Source organism: Streptomyces sp. NPDC058985 (assembly GCF_042740985.1).
Taxonomy (GTDB): domain Bacteria; phylum Actinomycetota; class Actinomycetes; order Streptomycetales; family Streptomycetaceae; genus Streptomyces.
The window spans coordinates 98473-116695 of the sequence record NZ_JBHYJX010000024.1 but is presented as its reverse complement, the minus strand read 5'-3'; the positions used below and the strand labels follow the sequence as shown (position 1 = coordinate 116695).

The window sequence follows — 18223 nt, the reverse complement described above, 5'->3', positions numbered from 1 at the left end:
GAGGCGACCACCGCTCCGACGGCGGCCGGCAGTTCGGCCAGTCCCGCCTCGAAGGGGCGCCTGCCCTGGACCAGTTGCAGGTACTGGGAGAGGAAGAACACCAGCCCCGACAGGCCCAGGATGGTCAGCAGGTCGGCCAGGACCGCCCCGCTGAAGCCCCGGCTGCGGAACAGACGCATGTCGAGCAGCGGCTTCGGCATCGTCAGCTGTCGGCGCACGAACCCGTAGAGGGCGGCGGCGCCCAGCAGGCCCGCGGCGAGCGTGGCCCACGCGAACCCGTGCGCGGCGGCCTCCTTGACGGCGTACACCACACCGACCATGCCGACCAGGGAGAGGGTGACGCTCAGCAGGTCCCACGGGCCGGGGCTGGGGTTGCGGGACTCGGGCAGCAGCTTCGCGCCGACGACGACCAGGACGGCCATCACGGGCAGGTTGATCAGGAAGACCGAGCCCCACCAGAAGTGCTCCAGCAGGAACCCGCCGACGATCGGGCCGACCGCCGTACCGGCGGAGGCGGTGGCGCCCCAGATGCCGACGGCGAGGCTGCGTTCGCGCGGGTCGTGGAAGAGGTTCCGGATCAGGGCGAGGGTGGCGGGCATCAGGGTGGCACCCGCGACGCCGAGCAGCGCCCGGGCGAGGATCATCAGCTCGGGCGTGTGCGCGTAGGCGTTGAGCACGGATATCGCGCCGAACGCCGTGGCACCCGCGAGCAGGATCCGCTTGCGGCCGATGCGGTCGCCGAGGCTGCCCATGGAGACGAGCAGACCGGCGATGACGAAGGAGTAGACGTCGCCGATCCAGAGCAGCTGGGTGCCGGACGGGGCGAGGTCCTCACTGATGTAGGGGGTCGCGAGACCGAGTACGGTCGCGTCGACGGCCACCAGCAGCACGGCCAGCACGAGGACGGACAGCGCCAGCCAGCGGCCGGGGCGCTTCACCGCCTCGGTCGTGTGGGCCGACTGCAGGGTGCGGGTCATGATCCCTCTCTCCGGAGTGCGCCGCCGAGCAGCAGCTCGACGATCATGTGGGTGAAGTCGTTGCGGGCCACGCGGCCCTCGGTCACGGCCCAGGCGCCGGCGCCGATCAGGCCGTAGAGCGCCTCGGTGAGCCAGGCCGGGGTGAGGTCGATGCGGAACTCGCCGCTCTCCTGACCCCGGCGGAACAGCGCGGCCAGCCGGGCGTCGACGCGGGACCAGCCCTCGTTCTGCTCCTCGCCCTCGAACAGCTGGTTCTCGGTGTAGAGGAAGGCGATCAGACCGGCGGCGGGCTCTATCTCGCCGACGAGCCGGCGGACCGCGTCGGCCGCCGCTCCCTCGTCGAGGCGGGCCGCCGCCAGGGCGGCCTCGCACTCGGCGATGCCGAGCGCCTCCAGCGCCCGGACCAGCGCGTCGCGCCCGGCGAAGTGCCGGTGCAGCGTGGCCCGGCTGATCCCGGCCGCCCGCGCCACCTCGTCCATCGTCGCGGTGGCTTTGCGGGTCAGCAGGGACGCGGCGTCACGCAGTACCTGGTCTCGATCAACGGCCATGAGACAACGATAACCCACATGAGACATTCTTGTCTCACGCTGGGCATGTGTGACTCACCTCTCAGATGTGAGTCACGGGCTTGCGAGGGCTCGGGGCTCAGTGCCAGGGCAGCTGCCCGCGCCGCTCCCAGTAGGCGCCCGGTTCCTCGACGAGCGCGCCGAGGCGTGCCACCTGGTCCTCGTCGAAGTCGACGACGGCGGCGTGCAGGTTCGAACCGAGCTGGTTCACGGTGGCGGCACCGGAGAGGACCACGCCCGCCCACGGCTGACGCAGGATCAGCGCGAGGGCGACCGCGTCGCAGCCCAGGGCCGTCTCCTCCGCGACGGCCCGCAGGGCGCCGGGCGCGTGGGGCTCGGCGAGGCGGCCGTTGGCCATGCCCTCCTTGACGATCACGGTGAGCCCGGCCTCGTGCGCCTCGGCCAGCGCGGGCCCGGCGGAGGTCTCCAGCGCGTTGTACGTCGACTGGACGGTGCGGAAGAGGGGGTCGCCGTCCACGGTCACCGCGAGCGCGGCGCGGATCGCCTCGGCCTGGGCGGGGCCGCTGGTGGAGAAGCCGACGGTGACCCCGCCCGCGGCGGCCTCGGCCAGCTTCGCGTGCAGTTCCTTGTCCGTGAGGGCCGGACTGTCGGGGGTCAGCGAGTGGATCTGGTAGAGGTCGAGCCGGTCGCCGAGGAGGGCGTCGGTCTCGCCGCGCTGACGTGCGTAGGTCGCCGCGCCGTGGTCCTTGACCTCGTGCCGCTCGGCCTCGGTGGACCAGTCGGCGGTGTAGGTGTAGCCCCATTTGCTGCCGACGATCACGTCGTCGGCCTCCGGCCGCTCCCGGAGCCAGTCGGCCAGGAACTCCTCCGAGCGCCCGTAGGAGCGGGCCACGTCGAAGTAGCGCACGCCCTGGGCGTAGGCGGCGTCGAGGAGGTCGTGGGTCCGCTCGCGCATCGCCTGTACGGTGCGGTTCTCCCCGAGGTCACGGTCGCGGCCGAGGTTGATGTAGCCGGGGCGCCCGACGGCGGCGAGACCGAGGCCGATGTGGCAGGTCGGGGTCGTTGCTGTGGCCAGGCGGGCGAAGGGCATCGCGGGCTCCGTTCGGTCGGCTGCGGTGAAGCTTGCGACCAACGTAACCCGCGACCCTCGGCCTCAGAGCACGGTCCGGACGGTGGTTCGGCGGGTGCGAGTGCGTCGTGGCTAGGCGCGCAGTTCCCCGCGCCCCTGGGGGGCGCTCGTCCTGGCGTTCGCCCACGCGTGCTGGCCGGCCACGTCCGCCTTCACCTCGGCGAGCTGGACGGCGACCGCCTCGGGCGCCGTGCCACCGCGGCCGTTGCGGGAGGCCAGGGCGCCGGGGACGTCGAGCACGGAGCGGACCTCGGGGGTGAGGTGGGCGGAGATCTTCGCGAACTGCTCGTCGGTCAGCTCGTCCAGTTCCTTGCCCTCGGCCTCGGCGGCCTTCACGCACTCGCCGGCCACCTCGTGCGCCACGCGGAACGGGACGCCCTGCCGGACCAGCCACTCGGCGATGTCGGTGGCCAGCGAGAAGCCGGCCGGGGCCAGCTCCTCCATGCGCTCGCGGTGCACGGTGAGGGTGGCCATCATGCCGGTGAAGGCGGGGAGCAGGATCTCCAGCTGGTCGATGGAGTCGAAGACCGGCTCCTTGTCCTCCTGGAGGTCGCGGTTGTACGCGAGCGGGAGCGCCTTGAGGGTCGCCATCAGGCCGGTCAGGTTGCCGATGAGGCGGCCGGACTTGCCGCGGGCCAGCTCGGCGATGTCCGGGTTCTTCTTCTGCGGCATGATCGACGAGCCGGTGGAGAAGGCGTCGTGCAGGGTCACGAAGGAGAACTCCTTCGTGTTCCAGATGATGATCTCCTCGGCGATCCGCGAGACGTTCACGCCGATCATCGCGGTGACGAAGGCGAACTCGGCGACGAAGTCGCGGGAGGCGGTGCCGTCGATGGAGTTGCCGGCGCTGCCGTGCTCGAAGCCAAGGTCACGGGCGACCGCCTCCGGGTCCAGGCCGAGGCTGCTGCCGGCGAGCGCGCCGGAGCCGTACGGGGACACGGCGGTGCGCTCGTCCCACTGGCGCAGCCGCTCCGCGTCCCGGCCGAGCGCCTGGACGTGGGCGAGGACGTGGTGCGCGAAGAGCACGGGCTGGGCGTGCTGGAGGTGGGTGCGGCCGGGCATGGCCACGTCCGGGTGGGCCTCGGCGAGGCCGATCAGCGCGTCCTGGAGGTCGGCGATCAGGCCGCCGACGGTCCGGGCGTGGTCGCGCAGGTACATCCGGAAGAGGGTGGCCACCTGGTCGTTGCGGGACCGGCCGGCGCGCAGCTTGCCGCCGAGGTCGGCGCCGAGCCGCTCCAGCAGGCCGCGCTCCAGGGCGGTGTGCACGTCCTCGTCGGCGATGGTGCCGGTGAAGGAGCCGTCGGCGACGTCGGCCTCGAGCCGGTCGAGGCCGTCGATCATCCGGGTCAGCTCGTCCTCGGTGAGCAGGCCCGCCTTGTGCAGCACGCGCGCGTGGGCACGCGAACCGGCGATGTCGTAGGGCGCGAGCCGCCAGTCGAAGTGCACGGACGCGGACAGCTTCGCCAGGGCCTCGGCGGGACCGTCGGCGAAACGGCCGCCCCAGAGCCGGACGTCACCGCTGTTGCTGCTCACTTGGGTCGCTCCTCACCGTACGATCACTGTCATGCATGAGTATGCAGAACTCTGCATGATTCGTCAATCTCGCAGGCAGGCGAGACGTGGCGCGCCCACGCCCGCATAATCGTTAGGCATGGGAAAGACTTATGAGCGCATAGACGGCAGACTCCGCGCTTTCATCGAAGCGCAGCCCCTCTTCTTCACCGCCACCGCTCCCCTGGCCGGCGACGGCACGGTGAACCTGTCCCCCAAGGGCCTCACGGGCAGCTTCGCGGTGCTGGACGAACTCACCGTCGCCTATCTCGACTTCGCCGGCTCCAACGCCGAGACCATCGCCCACCTGCGGGAGAACGGGCGGATCACCCTGATGTGGTGCGCGTTCCAGGGTCCGCCGAACATCGTCCGGGTGCACGGGCGCGGTGAGCCCGTCTTCCGCGACGACCCACGCTTCCCCGGCCTCCTCGGCCAGTTCCCCGACATCGACAGCAGCGCGCACGGACTGCGCGCGATCATCGTCGTGACCGCCGAACTCGTCCGCGACACCTGCGGCTACGCCGTCCCCTTCATGGCGTACGAGGAGGACCGGGATCTGCACGGCAAGCGGTTCGCCCGGGAGGACGACGCCTCGCTCAGCGCCTATTTCACCAAGAAGGACCACGTCGCGACGAGCCTGGACGGCCTTCCCGGGCTGCCGTTGCCGCTGCCCCCCTCTACCGTCTGACCCATGCGCCCCGGTGTCGTCGCCCTCCTCGTCTCCGCGTCCCTCCTCACGCTCGGTTCCGCGCCGCCCGGCGGGAGTGCCGCCCGGCCGCTGCCGGACCGGATGGCGGACACCGGCGGCGGCACCCAGCTGATCACCGCGGTCGCGCCGGGCACCGGCTCGACGACGGGCACGGTCACCTGGTGGGACCGCAGGGGCGCGGGGGACGGCCGGTGGGTGCGGGCCGGTTCCGCGCCCGCCCGCTTCGGGGCCGGGGGGCTGACCGACGGGGCGACGCGGGTGCAGGGCACGAACACCACCCCGACCGGGCTGTACGACCTGCCGTACGCCTTCGGCATCCGGGCGGCGCCGCGCGGGACGGCGTACCGGTACCGCCCGGTCCGTCAGGACTCCTGGTGGTGCCAGGACAACGCCTCGCGCGCCTACAACCGCTGGACCGAGCCGCGCCCCGCCGACTGCCGCGCCGCCGAGGCCGAGCACCTGGTCACCTACACGGCGCAGTACGCCCACGCCCTGGTGGTGGGCTTCAACTACCACCGCCCCGTGCGCGGCCGCGGCGCGGGCATCTTCCTGCACGTCAACGGGCGCGGGGCCACCGCCGGCTGCGTGTCGGTGCCGGCCGAGGCGATGCGGCGCATCCTGCGGTGGGCGGAGCCCGGCGAGCGCCCGCACCTCGCGATCGGCACCACCGGCGGCGCGACGGCGATCACGCGCTACTGACCGGCGACAGGAGTCCGGACCGGGCTGAACGCTCGGGCGGCGCGGCGCGTATCTGTGGGCCAAGGGTCAAGTCCCCACGGAGGAACCGTGACCACCACGCTCGCCGGCGGCCGTGCCGCCCGCCGTCAGACGATGCGGCGCATCCGTCCGCGCCGCTCCCCCGCCGTCCCCCTGCTGCTCGCCGTGTGGGCGGGCGCGGCGGGCGTGTTGTGGCTGTGGTGGCGCAACACGCCCGCCATCTCCGACCAGACCGGCATGATCCTCAACGCGGGCCGGATCACCGGCCTGCTCGCCGGGTACCTGATGGCGCTGGTGGTGCTCCAGATGGCGCGGGTGCCGGCGCTGGAGCGGCGGGTGGGCTCCGACCGGGTCGCCCGCTGGCACGCCATGACCGGCCGCTACACGCTCTGCCTGGTCCTCGCCCATGTCTTCCTGATCATGTGGGGCTACGCCGCGCAGGCAGGCAAGGGCCTCGGTGACATCGTCGCCCAGACGGTCGACTCCGTGACGCAGCTGCCCGACATGGGCAAGGCCGCCATCGGCACCGGACTGCTGGTCGTCATCGGGCTGATCTCGATCGGCCCGGTCCGCCGGCGGATCCCGTACGACCTCTGGTACCACGTGCACCTGCTGACGTACGCGGCCGTGTTCCTGACCTTCTGGCACCAGTTGAGCACCGGCAACGACTTCGCGGTCGAGCCGGTCGCCAAGACCGTCTGGTACGTGCTGTACGGGTCGGTGACGGCGCTCGTCCTGTGGTACCGCGTGCTGACGCCGCTCCGTCTCAACCTGCGGCACCGGATGCGGGTGGAGGCGGTGATCGAGGAGACGCCCGGCATCGTGTCGGTGCTGATCGGCGGCCGTCGGCTGCACCGGATGGGCGCGGAGGCCGGTCAGTTCTTCCGCTGGCGGTTCCTGGCGCCGGGGATGCGGTTCAGCTCCCACCCGTACTCCCTGTCGGCGGCGCCGCGCCCGGACATGCTGCGGATCACCGTGAAGGCGATCGGCGACCACAGCGCCCGGCTGCGCGAGCTGGAGCCCGGCACCCGGGTGTGGGCCGAGGGTCCGTACGGCGCGCTGACCGCCCAGCGCCGCAGCCGCGGCAAGGTGCTGCTGGTGGCGGGCGGGGTCGGGATCACGCCGATGCGGGCGCTGTTCGAGACGCTGCCCGGCGCGTCCGGCGACATCACGCTGCTCTACCGGGCCAACAGCACGCAGGAGCTGGCGCTGTGGGACGAGCTGGCCGGGATCGCCGAGGAGCGCGGCGCCCGGTTGATGTACGCGGTCAACAGCCCGGACGGGGAACGCCCGGACATCTCCGCGGAGACCCTGAGCCGCAAGATCCCGGAGGTCGAGCGCCACGACGTCTTCCTGTGCGGGCCCCCCGGTTTCGCCCAGTCGGTGTACGAGGCACTGCGCGGCGCGGGGGTTCCCGCCCGCCGTATCCACCACGAGTCGTTCGAGATGTGAGCGACGGACATCAGGAGTCCAGGACAGATGAGGAAAAGTCACCCCGTTCGGCGTGCCGTGCTCGCCGGCGCCGCGACCGTGTCCGGGATCGTGCTGCTGCTGTCGCTGAAACCGGCCTCGGACCCGGGCGCCGCCTCGGCGGCGGGCGGCGCCGCGCCGCCGGCGGCCGCGCAGTCGCCGCAGGGCGGCCGGGGCGCCGGGTCCGGCACGGTCACCGGAGACACGGCCGACACCCAGTACGGACCGGTGCAGGTCCGGCTCACGGTGAGCGGTGGGAAGATCACCGGGGCCGAGGCCGTGCAGGCGCCCAAGGGCGGGCAGAGCGACCAGGTCACCGCCGACGCGGTGCCCAAGCTCAACCAGGCCGCCGTCACCGCCGGCACCGCCGACATCGACGCCGTCTCCGGCGCCACCTACACCAGCGCCGGGTACAAGAAGTCCCTTCAGTCGGCGCTGGACAAGGCCGCGGCCGCCTCCGCGGGACAGGACTCGGGCGAGGGCTCGGGCTCGGGGCAGGGCTCCGGCGACGGGACGGGGCAGGGCTCCGGCGACGGCTCGGGCGAGGAGCAGGGCGGCGGTGGGCAGGGCACGCAGGTGCTCACCGGGGACGTCGCGCAGACCCAGTACGGGCCCGTCCAGGTGCGTGTCACCGTCAGCGGCGGGAGGATCACCGACGCCGAGACCCTCCAAGCGCCCAAGGGCGGGCAGAGCGACCGGGTCACCGCCGACGCGGTGCCCAAGCTCGACCAGGCCGCCGTCACCGCCGGCACCGCCGACATCGACGCCGTCTCCGGCGCCACCTACACCAGCGCCGGATACAAGCAGTCCCTGCAATCGGCACTGGACCGGGCCGGTGGCTGACGCCGTGGCCGGGTCCGCACAGGCTCCCGCCGCGGTGCGTCACGTGGAGGAGACGATGGGGACCGTCTTCTCCTTCGACGTCCGCGGCGGGGAACCCACGGCCGTACGGGCGGCGTTGGACGAGGCGGTCGCCGGGCTGCACCGGGCCGACGAGGTGTTCAGCACCTACCGCGACGACAGCGAGGTCTCCCGGCTGGCGCGGGACGAGGTGACCGTCGAGGCGTGCGCGCCCGAGGTCGCCGAGGTGCTGGAGCTGGCGGCCGAGGCGGAGCGGGTGAGCGACGGCTGGTTCAGCACGCGGTACCGGGGACGGCTCGATCCGACCGGGATCGTCAAGGGCTGGGCCGTGGAGCGCGCCGCCCGCCGGATCGCGGCGGCGGGCGCGACGGGGGTCAGCCTCAACGGCGGCGGGGACGTGCAGTTGCTCGGGTCGCCGGGGGCGCGGCGGCCCTGGCGGATCGGTGTGTCGGATCCGCTGCGGCCCGGCGGGCTCGCGGCCGTGGTCTCCGCGGCCGGGGCGGCCGAGCTGGCCGTGGCGACGTCCGGCAGCGCCGAGCGGGGCGCGCATGTCGTCGACCCGCGCACCGGGCGTTCGGCCGTCACCGACCTGGTCTCCGTGACCGTGGTGGCGCCGCGGCTGACCTGGGCGGACTGCTGGGCGACGGCGGCGTTCGCGATGGGGTCGCGGGAGGGGCTGCGGTGGCTGGAGTCGCTGCCCGGCGTCGAGGGGCTGCTGATCACGGCCGGGGACGAGGTGCGGTGTACTGGAGGACTGGCGGCCTGGCTGGGCTGAGCCCGGCCGACGGGTGACCGGCACGCCGCCGGGCAGGTGTCCGCACGCGCTGGAGGAGGCCGCATGGCAGGGGCGAGCGATGTCGAGGCCGTCGTGTTCGATGTGCTCGGCACGATGGTCGACGAACCGGGGGGACTGCGCGCGGCGTTGCGCGAGGCGGTGCCCGAGGCCGACGCGGCGTCGGTCGGCGACCTGCTCACGGTGTGGCAGGAGCACGTGGAGCATGAGATAGGACGCATCGGGGCGAAGGAGCGGCCGTACGCCGACTCCGGGGTCCTGGACCGCGAGGCGGCGGAGCGGGTCGCCGAACACGCCGGGCTCACCGACGTGGACGCCGTCGCGCGGCTGGCAGGCGCCGGCCGGCGCCTGGCGCCGTGGGACGACTCCGTCGCGGGGCTCGCGCGCCTGGCCGAACGGTTCCCGGTCCTGGGGCTCTCCAACGCGAGCCGCGCGTCGCTGCTCCGCCTCAACGCGTACGCGGGGCTGCGCTGGCACCAGGCCCTGTCGGCCGAGGACGCGGGGGCGTACAAACCCGCGCCGGAGGTCTACCGGCTCGCCCTCGGCGCGGCCGGCTGTCCGCCGGAGCGGGTGCTGATGGTCGCCGCCCACGCCTGGGACCTGCGCGGCGCCCAGGCCGTGGGCATGCGCACCGCCTACGTCCGGCGCCCGGTGGGAGACCCGCCGCGCGGCTCGGACGCCTTCGACTGGGCGGTGGACGGTCTGGCCGAGCTGGTCGCGGTGCTGACCCGGAGGTAGCCCTCGGGCACACCGGCCCCGCTCAGTGGCCGTTCTGCGCCAGCCGCAGCAGGTGGTCGGCGAGCGCCTGCCCGCCCGTCGGCTCCCGGCTGATCAGCATCAGCGTGTCGTCGCCGGCGATGGTGCCGAGGATGTCGTGCAGTTCGGCCTGGTCGATGGCCGAGGCGAGGAACTGCGCGGCACCCGGCGGGGTGCGCAGGACCACGAGGTTCGCCGAGGCCTCCGCGGAGATCAGCAGCTCCGCGGAGAGCCGCCGCATCCGCTCCTCCTTCGCCGACTCGCCGAGCGGCGCCCGCGGGGTGCGGAAACCGCCCTCGCTGGGCACCGCGTAGATGAGGTCGCCGTCGGTGTTGCGGATCTTCACCGCGTTCAGCTCGTCCAGGTCGCGGGAGAGCGTCGCCTGGGTGACGTTCAGCCCGTCGTCGGCGAGCAGCTTCGCGAGCTGGCTCTGCGAGCGCACCGCCTGCCGGTTGAGGATGTCCACGATCCGCCGGTGGCGTGCGGTGCGGGTCTGCGGCAGAGCGGGCCCCGCCGTCTGATCGTGCTCCTGCGCCTGGCTCATCGTCGTCTCATTCTCCGGATCGTCCGTCCCCGTGGGCCGCGTGGGCGGCCTGGTCAAGGATGCCGGGCAGCGCCCCGAGGAAGGCGTCCACCACGTCGTCGCCCAGGTTCAGCGCGGGCATCAGCCGTACGACGTCGGGGGCGGGCGCGTTCACCAGGATTCCGGCTTCCTGAGCCGCCTGCTGCACCTGGAGCGCGAGCGGCTCGGTGAGCACGATACCCAGGAGCAGTCCGGCGCCCCGGACGTGCCCGGCCAACGGGTGGCCGAGAGCCTCGACTCCGCCGCGGATCCTCTCGCCCTGCCGCTTCACGTTGTCCAGCAGACCCTCGTCCGCGATGGTGTCGAGGACGGCGAGTCCGGCGGCGCAGGCGACCGGATTGCCGCCGAAGGTCGTGCCGTGCTGGCCCGGCTGGAGGAGGTCGGCGGCGCGTCCGAAGGCGACCGTCGCGCCCAGCGGCAGCCCGCCGCCGAGGCCCTTGGCGAGGGTGACGACGTCCGGCAGGACGCCCTCGTGCGCCTGGTACTCGAACCAGTGGCCGGTGCGGCCGACGCCGGTCTGCACCTCGTCCAGGACCAGCAGCGCCCCGGTGGCGGCGGTGATGGCGCGGGCGGCCTTGAGATAGCCGGGCGGCGGGACGACGACGCCGTTCTCGCCCTGGATCGGCTCGATGACGACCAAGGCCGTCTCCTCGGTGACCGCCGCCGCCAGCGCCTGCGCGTCCCCGTAGGGCACGTGGGTGACGTCGCCGGGCAGCGGCCGGAACGGCTCCTGCTTGCCGGGCTGGCCGGTCAGCGCCAGGGCGCCCATGGTGCGGCCGTGGAAGCCGCCCTCGGTGGCGACCATGTGCGGCCGCCCGGTGAGCCGGCCGATCTTGAAGGCGCCCTCGTTGGCCTCGGCGCCGGAGTTGCAGAAGTAGACCCTGCCGTCCCGGCCGAAGCGCTGGAGCAGCCGTTCGGCGAGCGCGACCGGCGGTTCAGCGATGAACAGGTTGGAGACGTGGCCGAGGGAGGCGATCTGCCGGCTCACGGCCTCCACCACGGCGGGGTGCGCGTGGCCGAGCGCGTTGACCGCGATGCCGCCGACGAAGTCCAGGTACTCGGTGCCGTCGGCGTCCCACAGCCGGGAGCCCGCGCCGCGCACCAGGGGCAGGCGGGGCGTGCCGTAGTTGTTCATGAGCGTGCCCTGCCAGCGCTCGGTCAGCTCCGCGTTGCCCGCGGTGTCCCCGGTGTTGCTCACGACTCCCCCTGTTCGTCCGGCACGACCATCGTGCCGATGCCCTCGTCGGTGAAGATCTCCAGCAGGATCGAGTGCTGGACCCGGCCGTCGATGACGCGGGCGGTGGTGACGCCGTTGCGTACGGCGTGCAGGCAGCCCTCCATCTTCGGCACCATGCCGGAGGACAGGTCGGGCAGCAGTTTCTCCAGCTGGGTCGCGGTGAGGCGGCTGATCACCTCGTCGGAGTCCGGCCAGTCCTCGTAGAGGCCCTCGACGTCGGTGAGGACCATGAGAGTCTCGGCGCCGAGCGCCGCAGCGAGTGCCGCAGCCGCCGTATCAGCATTGACGTTGTAGACATGGTGGTCGTCCTGGGAGCGGGCGATCGAGGAGACGACCGGGATGCGGCCGTCGGCGAGCAGCGCCTCGATGGCGCCGGTGTCGATCTCGGTGATCTGTCCGACCCGCCCGATGTCGACGAGCTCGCCCTCGATCCGGGGCTGGTGCTTGGTGGCGGTGATGGTGTGGGCGTCCTCGCCGGTGAGGCCGACGGCGAGCGGTCCGTGCTGGTTGAGCAGGCCGACCAGTTCGCGCTGGACCTGTCCGGCCAGCACCATCCGTACGACGTCCATGGCGTCCTCGGTGGTGACGCGCAGGCCGGCCTTGAACTCGCTGACGATGCCGTGCCGGTCGAGCGCGGCGCTGATCTGCGGGCCGCCGCCGTGCACGACGACGGGCTTGAGGCCGGCGTGGCGCAGGAAGACGACGTCCTGGGCGAAGGCTGCCTTGAGGTCCTCGTCGACCATGGCGTTGCCGCCGAACTTGATGACGACGGTCTTGCCGTGGTGCCGGGTCAGCCAGGGCAGCGCCTCGATGAGGGTCTGGGCCTTGGGCAGCGCGGTGTGCTTGCGGGTGCTCATGAGGAGTACGCGCTGTTCTCGTGGACGTAGTCGGCGGTGAGGTCGTTGGTCCAGATGGTGGCCGTGGCGTCGCCGGCGGCGAGGTCGGCGACGATGTGGACCTCGCGGTAGCGCATGTCGACCAGCTCGCGGTCCTCGCCGACGCCTCCGTTCTTGCAGACCCGGACGCCGTTGATGGCGACGTTCAGCCGGTCGGGCTCGAAGGCGGCGGAGGTGGTGCCGATGGCGGAGAGCACGCGGCCCCAGTTGGGGTCCTCGCCGTGGATGGCGCACTTGAGGAGGTTGTTGCGGGCGATGGTGCGGCCGACCAGGACGGCGTCGTCCTCGGTCGCGGCGTTCACGACCTCGACCTTGATGTCCTTGCTGGCGCCCTCGGCGTCCCGGATGAGCTGCTGCCCGAGGTCGTCGCAGACGGTCCGCACGGCCTCGGCGAAGTCGTCGTGGGCCGGGGTGACGCCGGAGGCGCCCGAGGCCAGCAGCAGCACGGTGTCGTTGGTGGACATGCAGCCGTCGGAGTCGATGCGGTCGAAGGTGACGCGGGTGGCGGCGCGCAGCGCGGTGTCGAGCACGTCGGCGTCCAGGTCGGCGTCGGTGGTGAGAACGACGAGCATGGTGGCGAGGCCCGGCGCGAGCATCCCGGCGCCCTTGGCCATGCCGCCGACGGTCCAGCCGTCCTTGGTCACCACGGACGTCTTGTGCACGGTGTCGGTGGTCTTGATGGCGATGGCGGCCTTCTCGCCGCCGTGCTCGGACAGCTGCCCGGCGGCCGCCTCGACTCCCGGGAGCAGCTTGTCCATGGGCAGCAGTACGCCGATCAGTCCCGTCGAGCAGACGGCGACCTCGCCCGCGCCCGTCCCGAGCACCTCGGCGGCCTTCTCGGCGGTGGCGTGGGTGTCCTGGAAGCCCTTGGGGCCGGTACAGGCGTTGGCGCCACCGGAGTTGAGCACCACGGCCGAGACCTGGCCGCTCTTGAGCACCTGCTCGGACCAGAGGACCGGCGCGGCCTTGACGCGGTTGGAGGTGAAGACGCCCGCGGCGGCGCGGCGGGGCCCGGTGTTGACCACGAGGGCCAGGTCGGGGTTGCCGCTCTCCTTGATCCCGGCGGTGATACCGGCTGCCGTGAATCCCTTTGCTGCCGTCACGCTCACGGGGCGACTCCGATCGTCGTCAGTCCGGTGGTCTCGTCGAGACCCAGGGCGATGTTCATGCTCTGGACGGCACCGCCCGCGGTGCCCTTGGCCAGGTTGTCGATGGCCGCGATGGCGATGACGCGTCCCGCGGCGGCGTCGTACGCGACCTGGACCTGAACGGCGTTGGAACCGTAGACGGACGCGGTGGCGGGCCACTGTCCCTCGGGCAGCAGGTGCACGAAGGGCTCGTCGGCGAAGGCCTTCTCGTAGGCGGCGCGGACGGCTTCGGCGGTGACACCGGGCTTCGCCTTGGCGGTGCAGGTGGCGAGGATGCCGCGGGGCATCGGTGCGAGGGTCGGCGTGAAGGAGACGGTCACCGGCTCGCCGGCGACCGCGCCGAGGTTCTGGATCATCTCGGGGGTGTGCCGGTGCAGGCCCCCGACGCCGTACGGCGACATGGACCCCATGACCTCGCTGCCCAGCAGGTGCGGCTTGGCGGCCTTGCCCGCGCCGGACGTCCCCGAGGCGGCCACGATCACGGCCTCGGGCTCGGCGAGGCCGGCGGCGTAGGCCGGGAAGAGGGCCAGCGAGACGGCGGTCGGGTAGCAACCGGGCACCGCGACACGCTTGGACCCCTCCAGCGCGGCACGGGCACCCGGCAGTTCGGGGAGGCCGTAGGGCCAGGTGCCGGCGTGCGGGGAGTCGTAGAACCTCTCCCAGTCACCGGCGTCCTTCAGACGGAAGTCGGCGCCCATGTCCACGACCAGCACGTCCGGCCCGAGCTGCTCGGCGACGGCGGCGGACTGGCCGTGCGGCAGGGCGAGGAACACCACGTCGTGCCCGGCGAGCGCCTCGGGCGTGGTCGCCTCCAGGACCCGGTCGGCCAGCGGCAGCAGATGCGGCTGCAGCGCGCCGAGCCGCTGCCCCGCGTTGGAGTTGCCGGTCAGGGCGCCGATCTCGACCCCCGGGTGCGCGAGCAGCAGACGCAGCAGCTCACCGCCCGCATACCCACTCGCTCCGGCCACCGCCGCACGTACCGCCATGACGTCCTCCATCCTTGATGGCATGACTATACGTATCGCTGCACGTTTATGCAATCCAGGAAGCCGCGAGGCTGTCCGTCCCCGGCGGCCGCACCGCGCTCACCACGTCCTCCGGCAGCCCGGGCTCAGGCCGATCACTGTTCTCCAGCACGGTGCACATCATCCCGGACCGGACCGGAGGGAAAGGACTCGGCCGGCTTGTCGTCGGTGGCACCTGGCGACAAGTTGCCGGTACCCCGCGGCACTCACTGTTCGTTCGAGATATCAACCGTCGGTCAGCACTTCGAACGGCAAGATGGGGAGGTGACCGAAGTGCGTCAACGGGTCACGCAGCGACCAGTGGGCCGGGGCCGGAAAGCGAGTGGTAATGGGCGAGTTGTGGCCGGTGCCGGACGTGCTGGCGTATCTCGCGGGCCGGTGGCGCACCGAGCGGACGGTGCGGGACCTGGCGAGCGGCGCGGAGGGCCGCTTCGAGGGGACCACCGCGTTCGAGGCGCTGGCGGAGGGCGGGCTGCTGAGCCGGGAGTCCGGCACCTTCACCTGGCAGGGCGTGACCCGTCCCGCCGAGCGGACCCTGCGCTACGCGCCGGGGAGCGCTCCGGGCACCGCCGACGTGCGCTTCGCGGACGGCCGCCCCTTCCACGGCCTCGACCTGTCCTCGGGACGGCATGTGGCCGGCCATCCGTGCGCCGCCGACCTCTACCGCGGCGAGTTCACCGTCCAGGGCCCGGGCCGCTGGCGGACGGTGTGGCGGGTGGGCGGCCCGGCCAAGGACCTGCTGCTCACCACGGACTATCTTCGTGAAACGCCGGATGAGCGGCCCACTGCGGAGGCGTCCCCTCGAAGCGCAGACTCCAGCGGCCCGCCCGGCCCGTGAGCGTGGTCGCCGAGAGGGGCCGCACATCCAGGTTCCAGTACGTCGCCGGTGGCGCCCGCAGCGCGTAGACCAGCGCGGCCCGGATCACGGAGGGTTCGGCGACGGCGACGATGCGGTCGCCGTGCTCGCCCGGGCGGGTGTCGAGCCAGCCGCCGACCCGGCTGATGAAGACCAGCAGCGACTCCCCGCCGTGCGGGGCCGACCACGGGTCGGCGAGCCAGGCGTCCACCGCCGCGGGCTCGCGGGCCATGGCCTCGGCGAGGGTCAGTCCGCGCCAGCGGCCCATGTCGCACTCCCGCAGGGCGAGTTGGACCAGCGGCGCGCAGCCGAGAGCGTCCCCGGTGGCACGGCTGCGGGGCGTGGGCGAGCAGTAGCGCAGCTCGGCGGCCGCCAGCGGCAGGAGACCGCCCGCGGCACGGAGCACCTCGTCCCATCCGGCCTGGTCCAGCGGCCGGTCGTCGTCGAAGCGCTCGGCGAGCAGCGGTGAGCTGCGTGCGGAGGCGACGAACGTGACCCGGAGCGCCATGCCGTGATGGTGGAGGGCAGAGGTGACCAGGTCAAGGGGTGTTACTCGAAGCTACCCAGGATTCACGCCATTCACGACCCGAAGGTGAGCGCCATCCACTCGCCGGGCCGCGTCAGCCGCCCCACGTCTCCGTGCAGGCGGTGCGCAGCCGTCGTACGCCTTCGGCGATCTCGCCGGCGCCCGCCACCGCCGCGAAGCTCAGCCGGAGGTGGGCCGCGGGGGGTTCGGCGCTGAAGTAGGGGCGGCCCGGGGTGATCGCCACGCCCGCGCGCAGGGCGGCCGCGGTGAGCGCGACCTCGTCGGTGCCGTCGGGCAGGCGGAACCACAGGTGGTATCCGCCGGACGGGATGTGCGGCAGCGACACCTCGGGCAGGTGCAGCCGCAGCGCGGACGTCATCGCGTCGCGCCGGTCCTTCAGTTCGGCGGCGATCGCGCGCAGATGGCGCGGCCAGGCGGGTGACCCCACGAGTTCCAGCGCCGCCTCCTGGAGCGGCCGGGGCACGAAGAAGGTGTCGACGACCTGGATGGCCCGCAGCCGCTCCAGCACCGGCCCGCGCGCCGCCAGGGCGCTGACCCGGAAGCTGGGCGAGGTCGCCTTGGTCAGCGAGCAGACGTGGACCACGACGCCGTCCGGGTCGTCGGCGGCGAGCGGCTCGGGCAGCGGTCCGGCGTCCTCGTGCACCATCCGCCGTACGAAGTCGTCCTCCACCACGAAGGCGCCGGCCGCCCGCGCGATGCGCAGCACCTCACCGCGCCGCTCCGGGGCGAGCACGGCACCGGTCGGGTTCTGGAAGAGGGGCTGGCAGACCAGGACACGGGCGCCGGTGGCCCGGAAGGCGTCGGCGAGCAGGGAAGGACGGACACCGTCGGCATCCACGGGGACCGGCACCGGGCGCAGTCCGGCCGCCCGCGCGATGGCCAGCATGCCGGGGTACGTCGGGGACTCGACCAGCACCGGAGTGCCGGGCGGGGTGAGGGCGCGCAGGGCGGTGGTCAGCGCGGACTGTCCGCCCGCCGTGATCAGCACCTCGGCGGCCGTGATGGCTCCGCCGATCCCGCGCGCGAACCACTCCCGCAGCTCCGGCAGCCCCTCCATCGGCGGCCGCCCCCACGCACCGGGCCGCCGCCCGGCCCGCGCCAGGGCCGCTGCCATCGCGCGCTCGGGCTGGAGCGACGGATGCAGGTAGCCGCTGTTGAACTCCACGACGCCGGGCGGCGGTGCGGCCAGCGAGACCAGCACGCCCGAGGCGTCCACCGTGCGCGGTACCGGGTCGGCGGCGCCGTCCGCGCTGAGCGCGACCTCCTGCCAGGAGGTGTCCCCGGCGGGTGCGGCCGTGGGGCGCGGCCGGGCGCGGAAGGCGCCGGCGCCGGGCCGGGTGACCACCAGTCCCTCGGCCGCCAGTTGCGCCAGGGCCCGGGAGACGGTGACCGGGCTCACCCGGAACCGGTCGACGAGGGCCCTGCTCGACGGGAGCTTTCCGCCGGGTGAGTAGCGGTCCAGCTCTCCTCGCAACTCACTCACCAGTTCAGCGACACTGCTACGCTCTTGCATGAGAGCACAGAGTAGCGCTACCGCACCGTCCGGGATAGCAGTGGGCGGTTCGACCGCGAGCACCGGCGGCCGGTCCTCCGGCACGCTCCTGGCCGCGCTCGGCGTCCTCGCCTTCTCCCTCACCTTCCCGGCCACCGCGTGGGGCCTGGAGGGCTTCGGCCCCTGGTCCCTGATCGCGGTGCGCAGCATCCTGGCCGCGGTGATCGCCGGGGGCTGCCTGCTCGTCCTGCGCGTGGCCGTCCCCGAGCGGCGGCACTGGGCCGGTCTCGCGGTGGTCGGCGCCGGGGTGGTCCTGGGCTTTCCGCTCCTGACCACGCTCGCCCTCCAGACGTCGACGACCGCGCACGCCGCCGTCGTGGTCGGCCTGCTGCCGCTGACGACCGCGCTGTTCTCCGCCCTGCGCGTCGGCACCCGGCCCTCGCGCACCTTCTGGCTCGCCGCCCTGGCGGGTGCGGCGGCCGTGATCGCCTTCACGGTGCAGCAGAGCGGCGGGGCGCTGACCTCGGCCGACGCCTATCTCTTCGCGGCGCTGCTGGTGTGCGCGGCCGGCTACACCGAGGGCGGCCGGCTGGCCCGGGTGATGCCGGGCTGGCACGTGATCGGCTGGGCGCTGGTGCTGTGTCTGCCGCTGACGGTGCCGATGGCCGCGGTCGCCCTGTCGTTCGAGCCGGTGCACCTGACGGCGCACAGCGTGACCGGGCTGCTGTGGGTGGCGGCGGGCTCGCAGTTCCTCGGCCTGGTCGTCTGGTACCGGGGCATGGCGGCCATCGGGATCCCGAAGGCCAGCCAGTTGCAGCTGGCCCAGCCGCTGCTCACACTGGTGTGGTCGGTACTTCTCCTGGGCGAGCACCTGACGGTGGCCGCTCCGCTGACGGCCGCGGCGGTACTGGTGTGCATCGCGGTCACCCAGCGGGCCCGGGGCTGAGAG

19 protein-coding genes are annotated in these 18223 nt (G+C 73.2%); 8 read left to right on the top strand and 11 right to left on the bottom strand.

All coding sequences use genetic code 11. From position 1 onward, the window contains the following. From ACFW01_RS21930 to argH, 4 genes are all read right to left on the bottom strand, one after another. A partial coding sequence (locus ACFW01_RS21930; protein ID WP_384505737.1) for an MFS transporter occupies window positions 1-977 on the bottom strand: 977 nt, incomplete at its 3' end. Next, window positions 974-1525, bottom strand: coding sequence for a TetR/AcrR family transcriptional regulator (locus ACFW01_RS21925; RefSeq protein WP_234958340.1), 552 nt, complete (start codon window positions 1523-1525; stop codon window positions 974-976). The genes ACFW01_RS21925 and ACFW01_RS21930, both read right to left, overlap by 4 nt. A gap of 97 nt (window positions 1526-1622) precedes the next feature. Continuing rightward, window positions 1623-2594, bottom strand: coding sequence for an aldo/keto reductase (locus ACFW01_RS21920; RefSeq protein ID WP_234958341.1), 972 nt, complete (start codon window positions 2592-2594; stop codon window positions 1623-1625). A 111-nt stretch (window positions 2595-2705) separates the two neighbouring features. Then, a complete protein-coding gene (gene argH, locus ACFW01_RS21915) occupies window positions 2706-4166 on the bottom strand; it encodes an argininosuccinate lyase (protein ID WP_234958342.1) in 1461 nt (486 codons plus the stop codon). 118 nt (window positions 4167-4284) lie between these two features. Here argH and ACFW01_RS21910 point away from each other — a divergent pair, with 118 nt between their 5' ends. The 6 genes from ACFW01_RS21910 (at window position 4285) to ACFW01_RS21885 (ending at window position 9472) form a co-directional block, all read left to right on the top strand. Then, entirely contained in the window at window positions 4285-4872 is a 588-nt protein-coding gene (locus ACFW01_RS21910; protein ID WP_234958343.1) for a pyridoxamine 5'-phosphate oxidase family protein, read from the top strand. 3 nt (window positions 4873-4875) lie between these two features. Next, the gene (locus tag ACFW01_RS21905) at window positions 4876-5592 is read left to right on the top strand and encodes a L,D-transpeptidase family protein (RefSeq protein WP_234958344.1); all 717 of its coding nucleotides are present in this window, start codon (window positions 4876-4878) and stop codon (window positions 5590-5592) included. A gap of 87 nt (window positions 5593-5679) precedes the next feature. Next, window positions 5680-7062 carry a ferredoxin reductase family protein gene (locus ACFW01_RS21900; RefSeq protein WP_234958345.1) on the top strand — a complete coding sequence of 461 codons (1383 nt, stop codon included), beginning with the start codon at window positions 5680-5682 and terminating at the stop codon, window positions 7060-7062. Window positions 7063-7089: 27 nt separating this feature from the next. Then, window positions 7090-7923 (top strand): FMN-binding protein, encoded by an 834-nt coding sequence (locus tag ACFW01_RS21895; RefSeq protein ID WP_234958346.1) that lies wholly within the window; start codon window positions 7090-7092, stop codon window positions 7921-7923. 55 nt (window positions 7924-7978) lie between these two features. Then, window positions 7979-8716, top strand: coding sequence for an FAD:protein FMN transferase (locus ACFW01_RS21890; RefSeq protein ID WP_234958410.1), 738 nt, complete (start codon window positions 7979-7981; stop codon window positions 8714-8716). Window positions 8717-8779: 63 nt separating this feature from the next. Beyond that, entirely contained in the window at window positions 8780-9472 is a 693-nt protein-coding gene (locus ACFW01_RS21885) for a haloacid dehalogenase type II (protein ID WP_234958347.1), read from the top strand. A gap of 22 nt (window positions 9473-9494) precedes the next feature. Here the strand turns inward: ACFW01_RS21885 and ACFW01_RS21880 are convergent, their stop codons facing one another. Genes ACFW01_RS21880 through argC form a run of 5 tightly spaced genes read right to left on the bottom strand, consistent with a single transcriptional unit; the run spans window position 9495 to window position 14340 of the window. Beyond that, window positions 9495-10034 carry an arginine repressor gene (locus ACFW01_RS21880; RefSeq protein ID WP_234958348.1) on the bottom strand — a complete coding sequence of 180 codons (540 nt, stop codon included), beginning with the start codon at window positions 10032-10034 and terminating at the stop codon, window positions 9495-9497. A 7-nt stretch (window positions 10035-10041) separates the two neighbouring features. After that, window positions 10042-11271, bottom strand: a complete 1230-nt coding sequence (locus ACFW01_RS21875) for an acetylornithine transaminase (RefSeq protein WP_384505728.1) — start codon at window positions 11269-11271, stop codon at window positions 10042-10044. Further along, window positions 11268-12167 (bottom strand): acetylglutamate kinase, encoded by a 900-nt coding sequence (gene argB / locus ACFW01_RS21870; RefSeq protein ID WP_384505725.1) that lies wholly within the window; start codon window positions 12165-12167, stop codon window positions 11268-11270. Before argB ends, ACFW01_RS21875 begins: the two co-directional genes overlap by 4 nt. Then, window positions 12164-13315 (bottom strand): bifunctional glutamate N-acetyltransferase/amino-acid acetyltransferase ArgJ, encoded by a 1152-nt coding sequence (gene argJ / locus ACFW01_RS21865; RefSeq protein WP_384505722.1) that lies wholly within the window; start codon window positions 13313-13315, stop codon window positions 12164-12166. Before argJ ends, argB begins: the two co-directional genes overlap by 4 nt. Next, window positions 13312-14340: an N-acetyl-gamma-glutamyl-phosphate reductase gene (gene argC, locus ACFW01_RS21860; RefSeq protein ID WP_161326064.1), complete on the bottom strand. Its 1029-nt coding sequence runs from the start codon at window positions 14338-14340 to the stop codon at window positions 13312-13314. Before argC ends, argJ begins: the two co-directional genes overlap by 4 nt. A gap of 367 nt (window positions 14341-14707) precedes the next feature. Between argC and ACFW01_RS21855 the strand changes: the two genes are divergently transcribed. Beyond that, a complete protein-coding gene (locus tag ACFW01_RS21855) occupies window positions 14708-15217 on the top strand; it encodes a DUF6314 family protein (RefSeq protein WP_234958351.1) in 510 nt (169 codons plus the stop codon). Here the strand turns inward: ACFW01_RS21855 and ACFW01_RS21850 are convergent. After that, window positions 15123-15743: a histidine phosphatase family protein gene (locus ACFW01_RS21850; RefSeq protein WP_234958352.1), complete on the bottom strand. Its 621-nt coding sequence runs from the start codon at window positions 15741-15743 to the stop codon at window positions 15123-15125. The genes ACFW01_RS21855 and ACFW01_RS21850 overlap by 95 nt on opposite strands. Window positions 15744-15855: 112 nt before the next feature. Next, window positions 15856-17295 (bottom strand): PLP-dependent aminotransferase family protein, encoded by a 1440-nt coding sequence (locus tag ACFW01_RS21845; protein ID WP_234958353.1) that lies wholly within the window; start codon window positions 17293-17295, stop codon window positions 15856-15858. Between ACFW01_RS21845 and ACFW01_RS21840 the strand changes: the two genes are divergently transcribed. Beyond that, window positions 17294-18220 (top strand): DMT family transporter, encoded by a 927-nt coding sequence (locus tag ACFW01_RS21840; protein ID WP_234958354.1) that lies wholly within the window; start codon window positions 17294-17296, stop codon window positions 18218-18220. The genes ACFW01_RS21845 and ACFW01_RS21840 overlap by 2 nt on opposite strands. The last annotated feature ends 3 nt before the right edge of the window (window positions 18221-18223 follow it).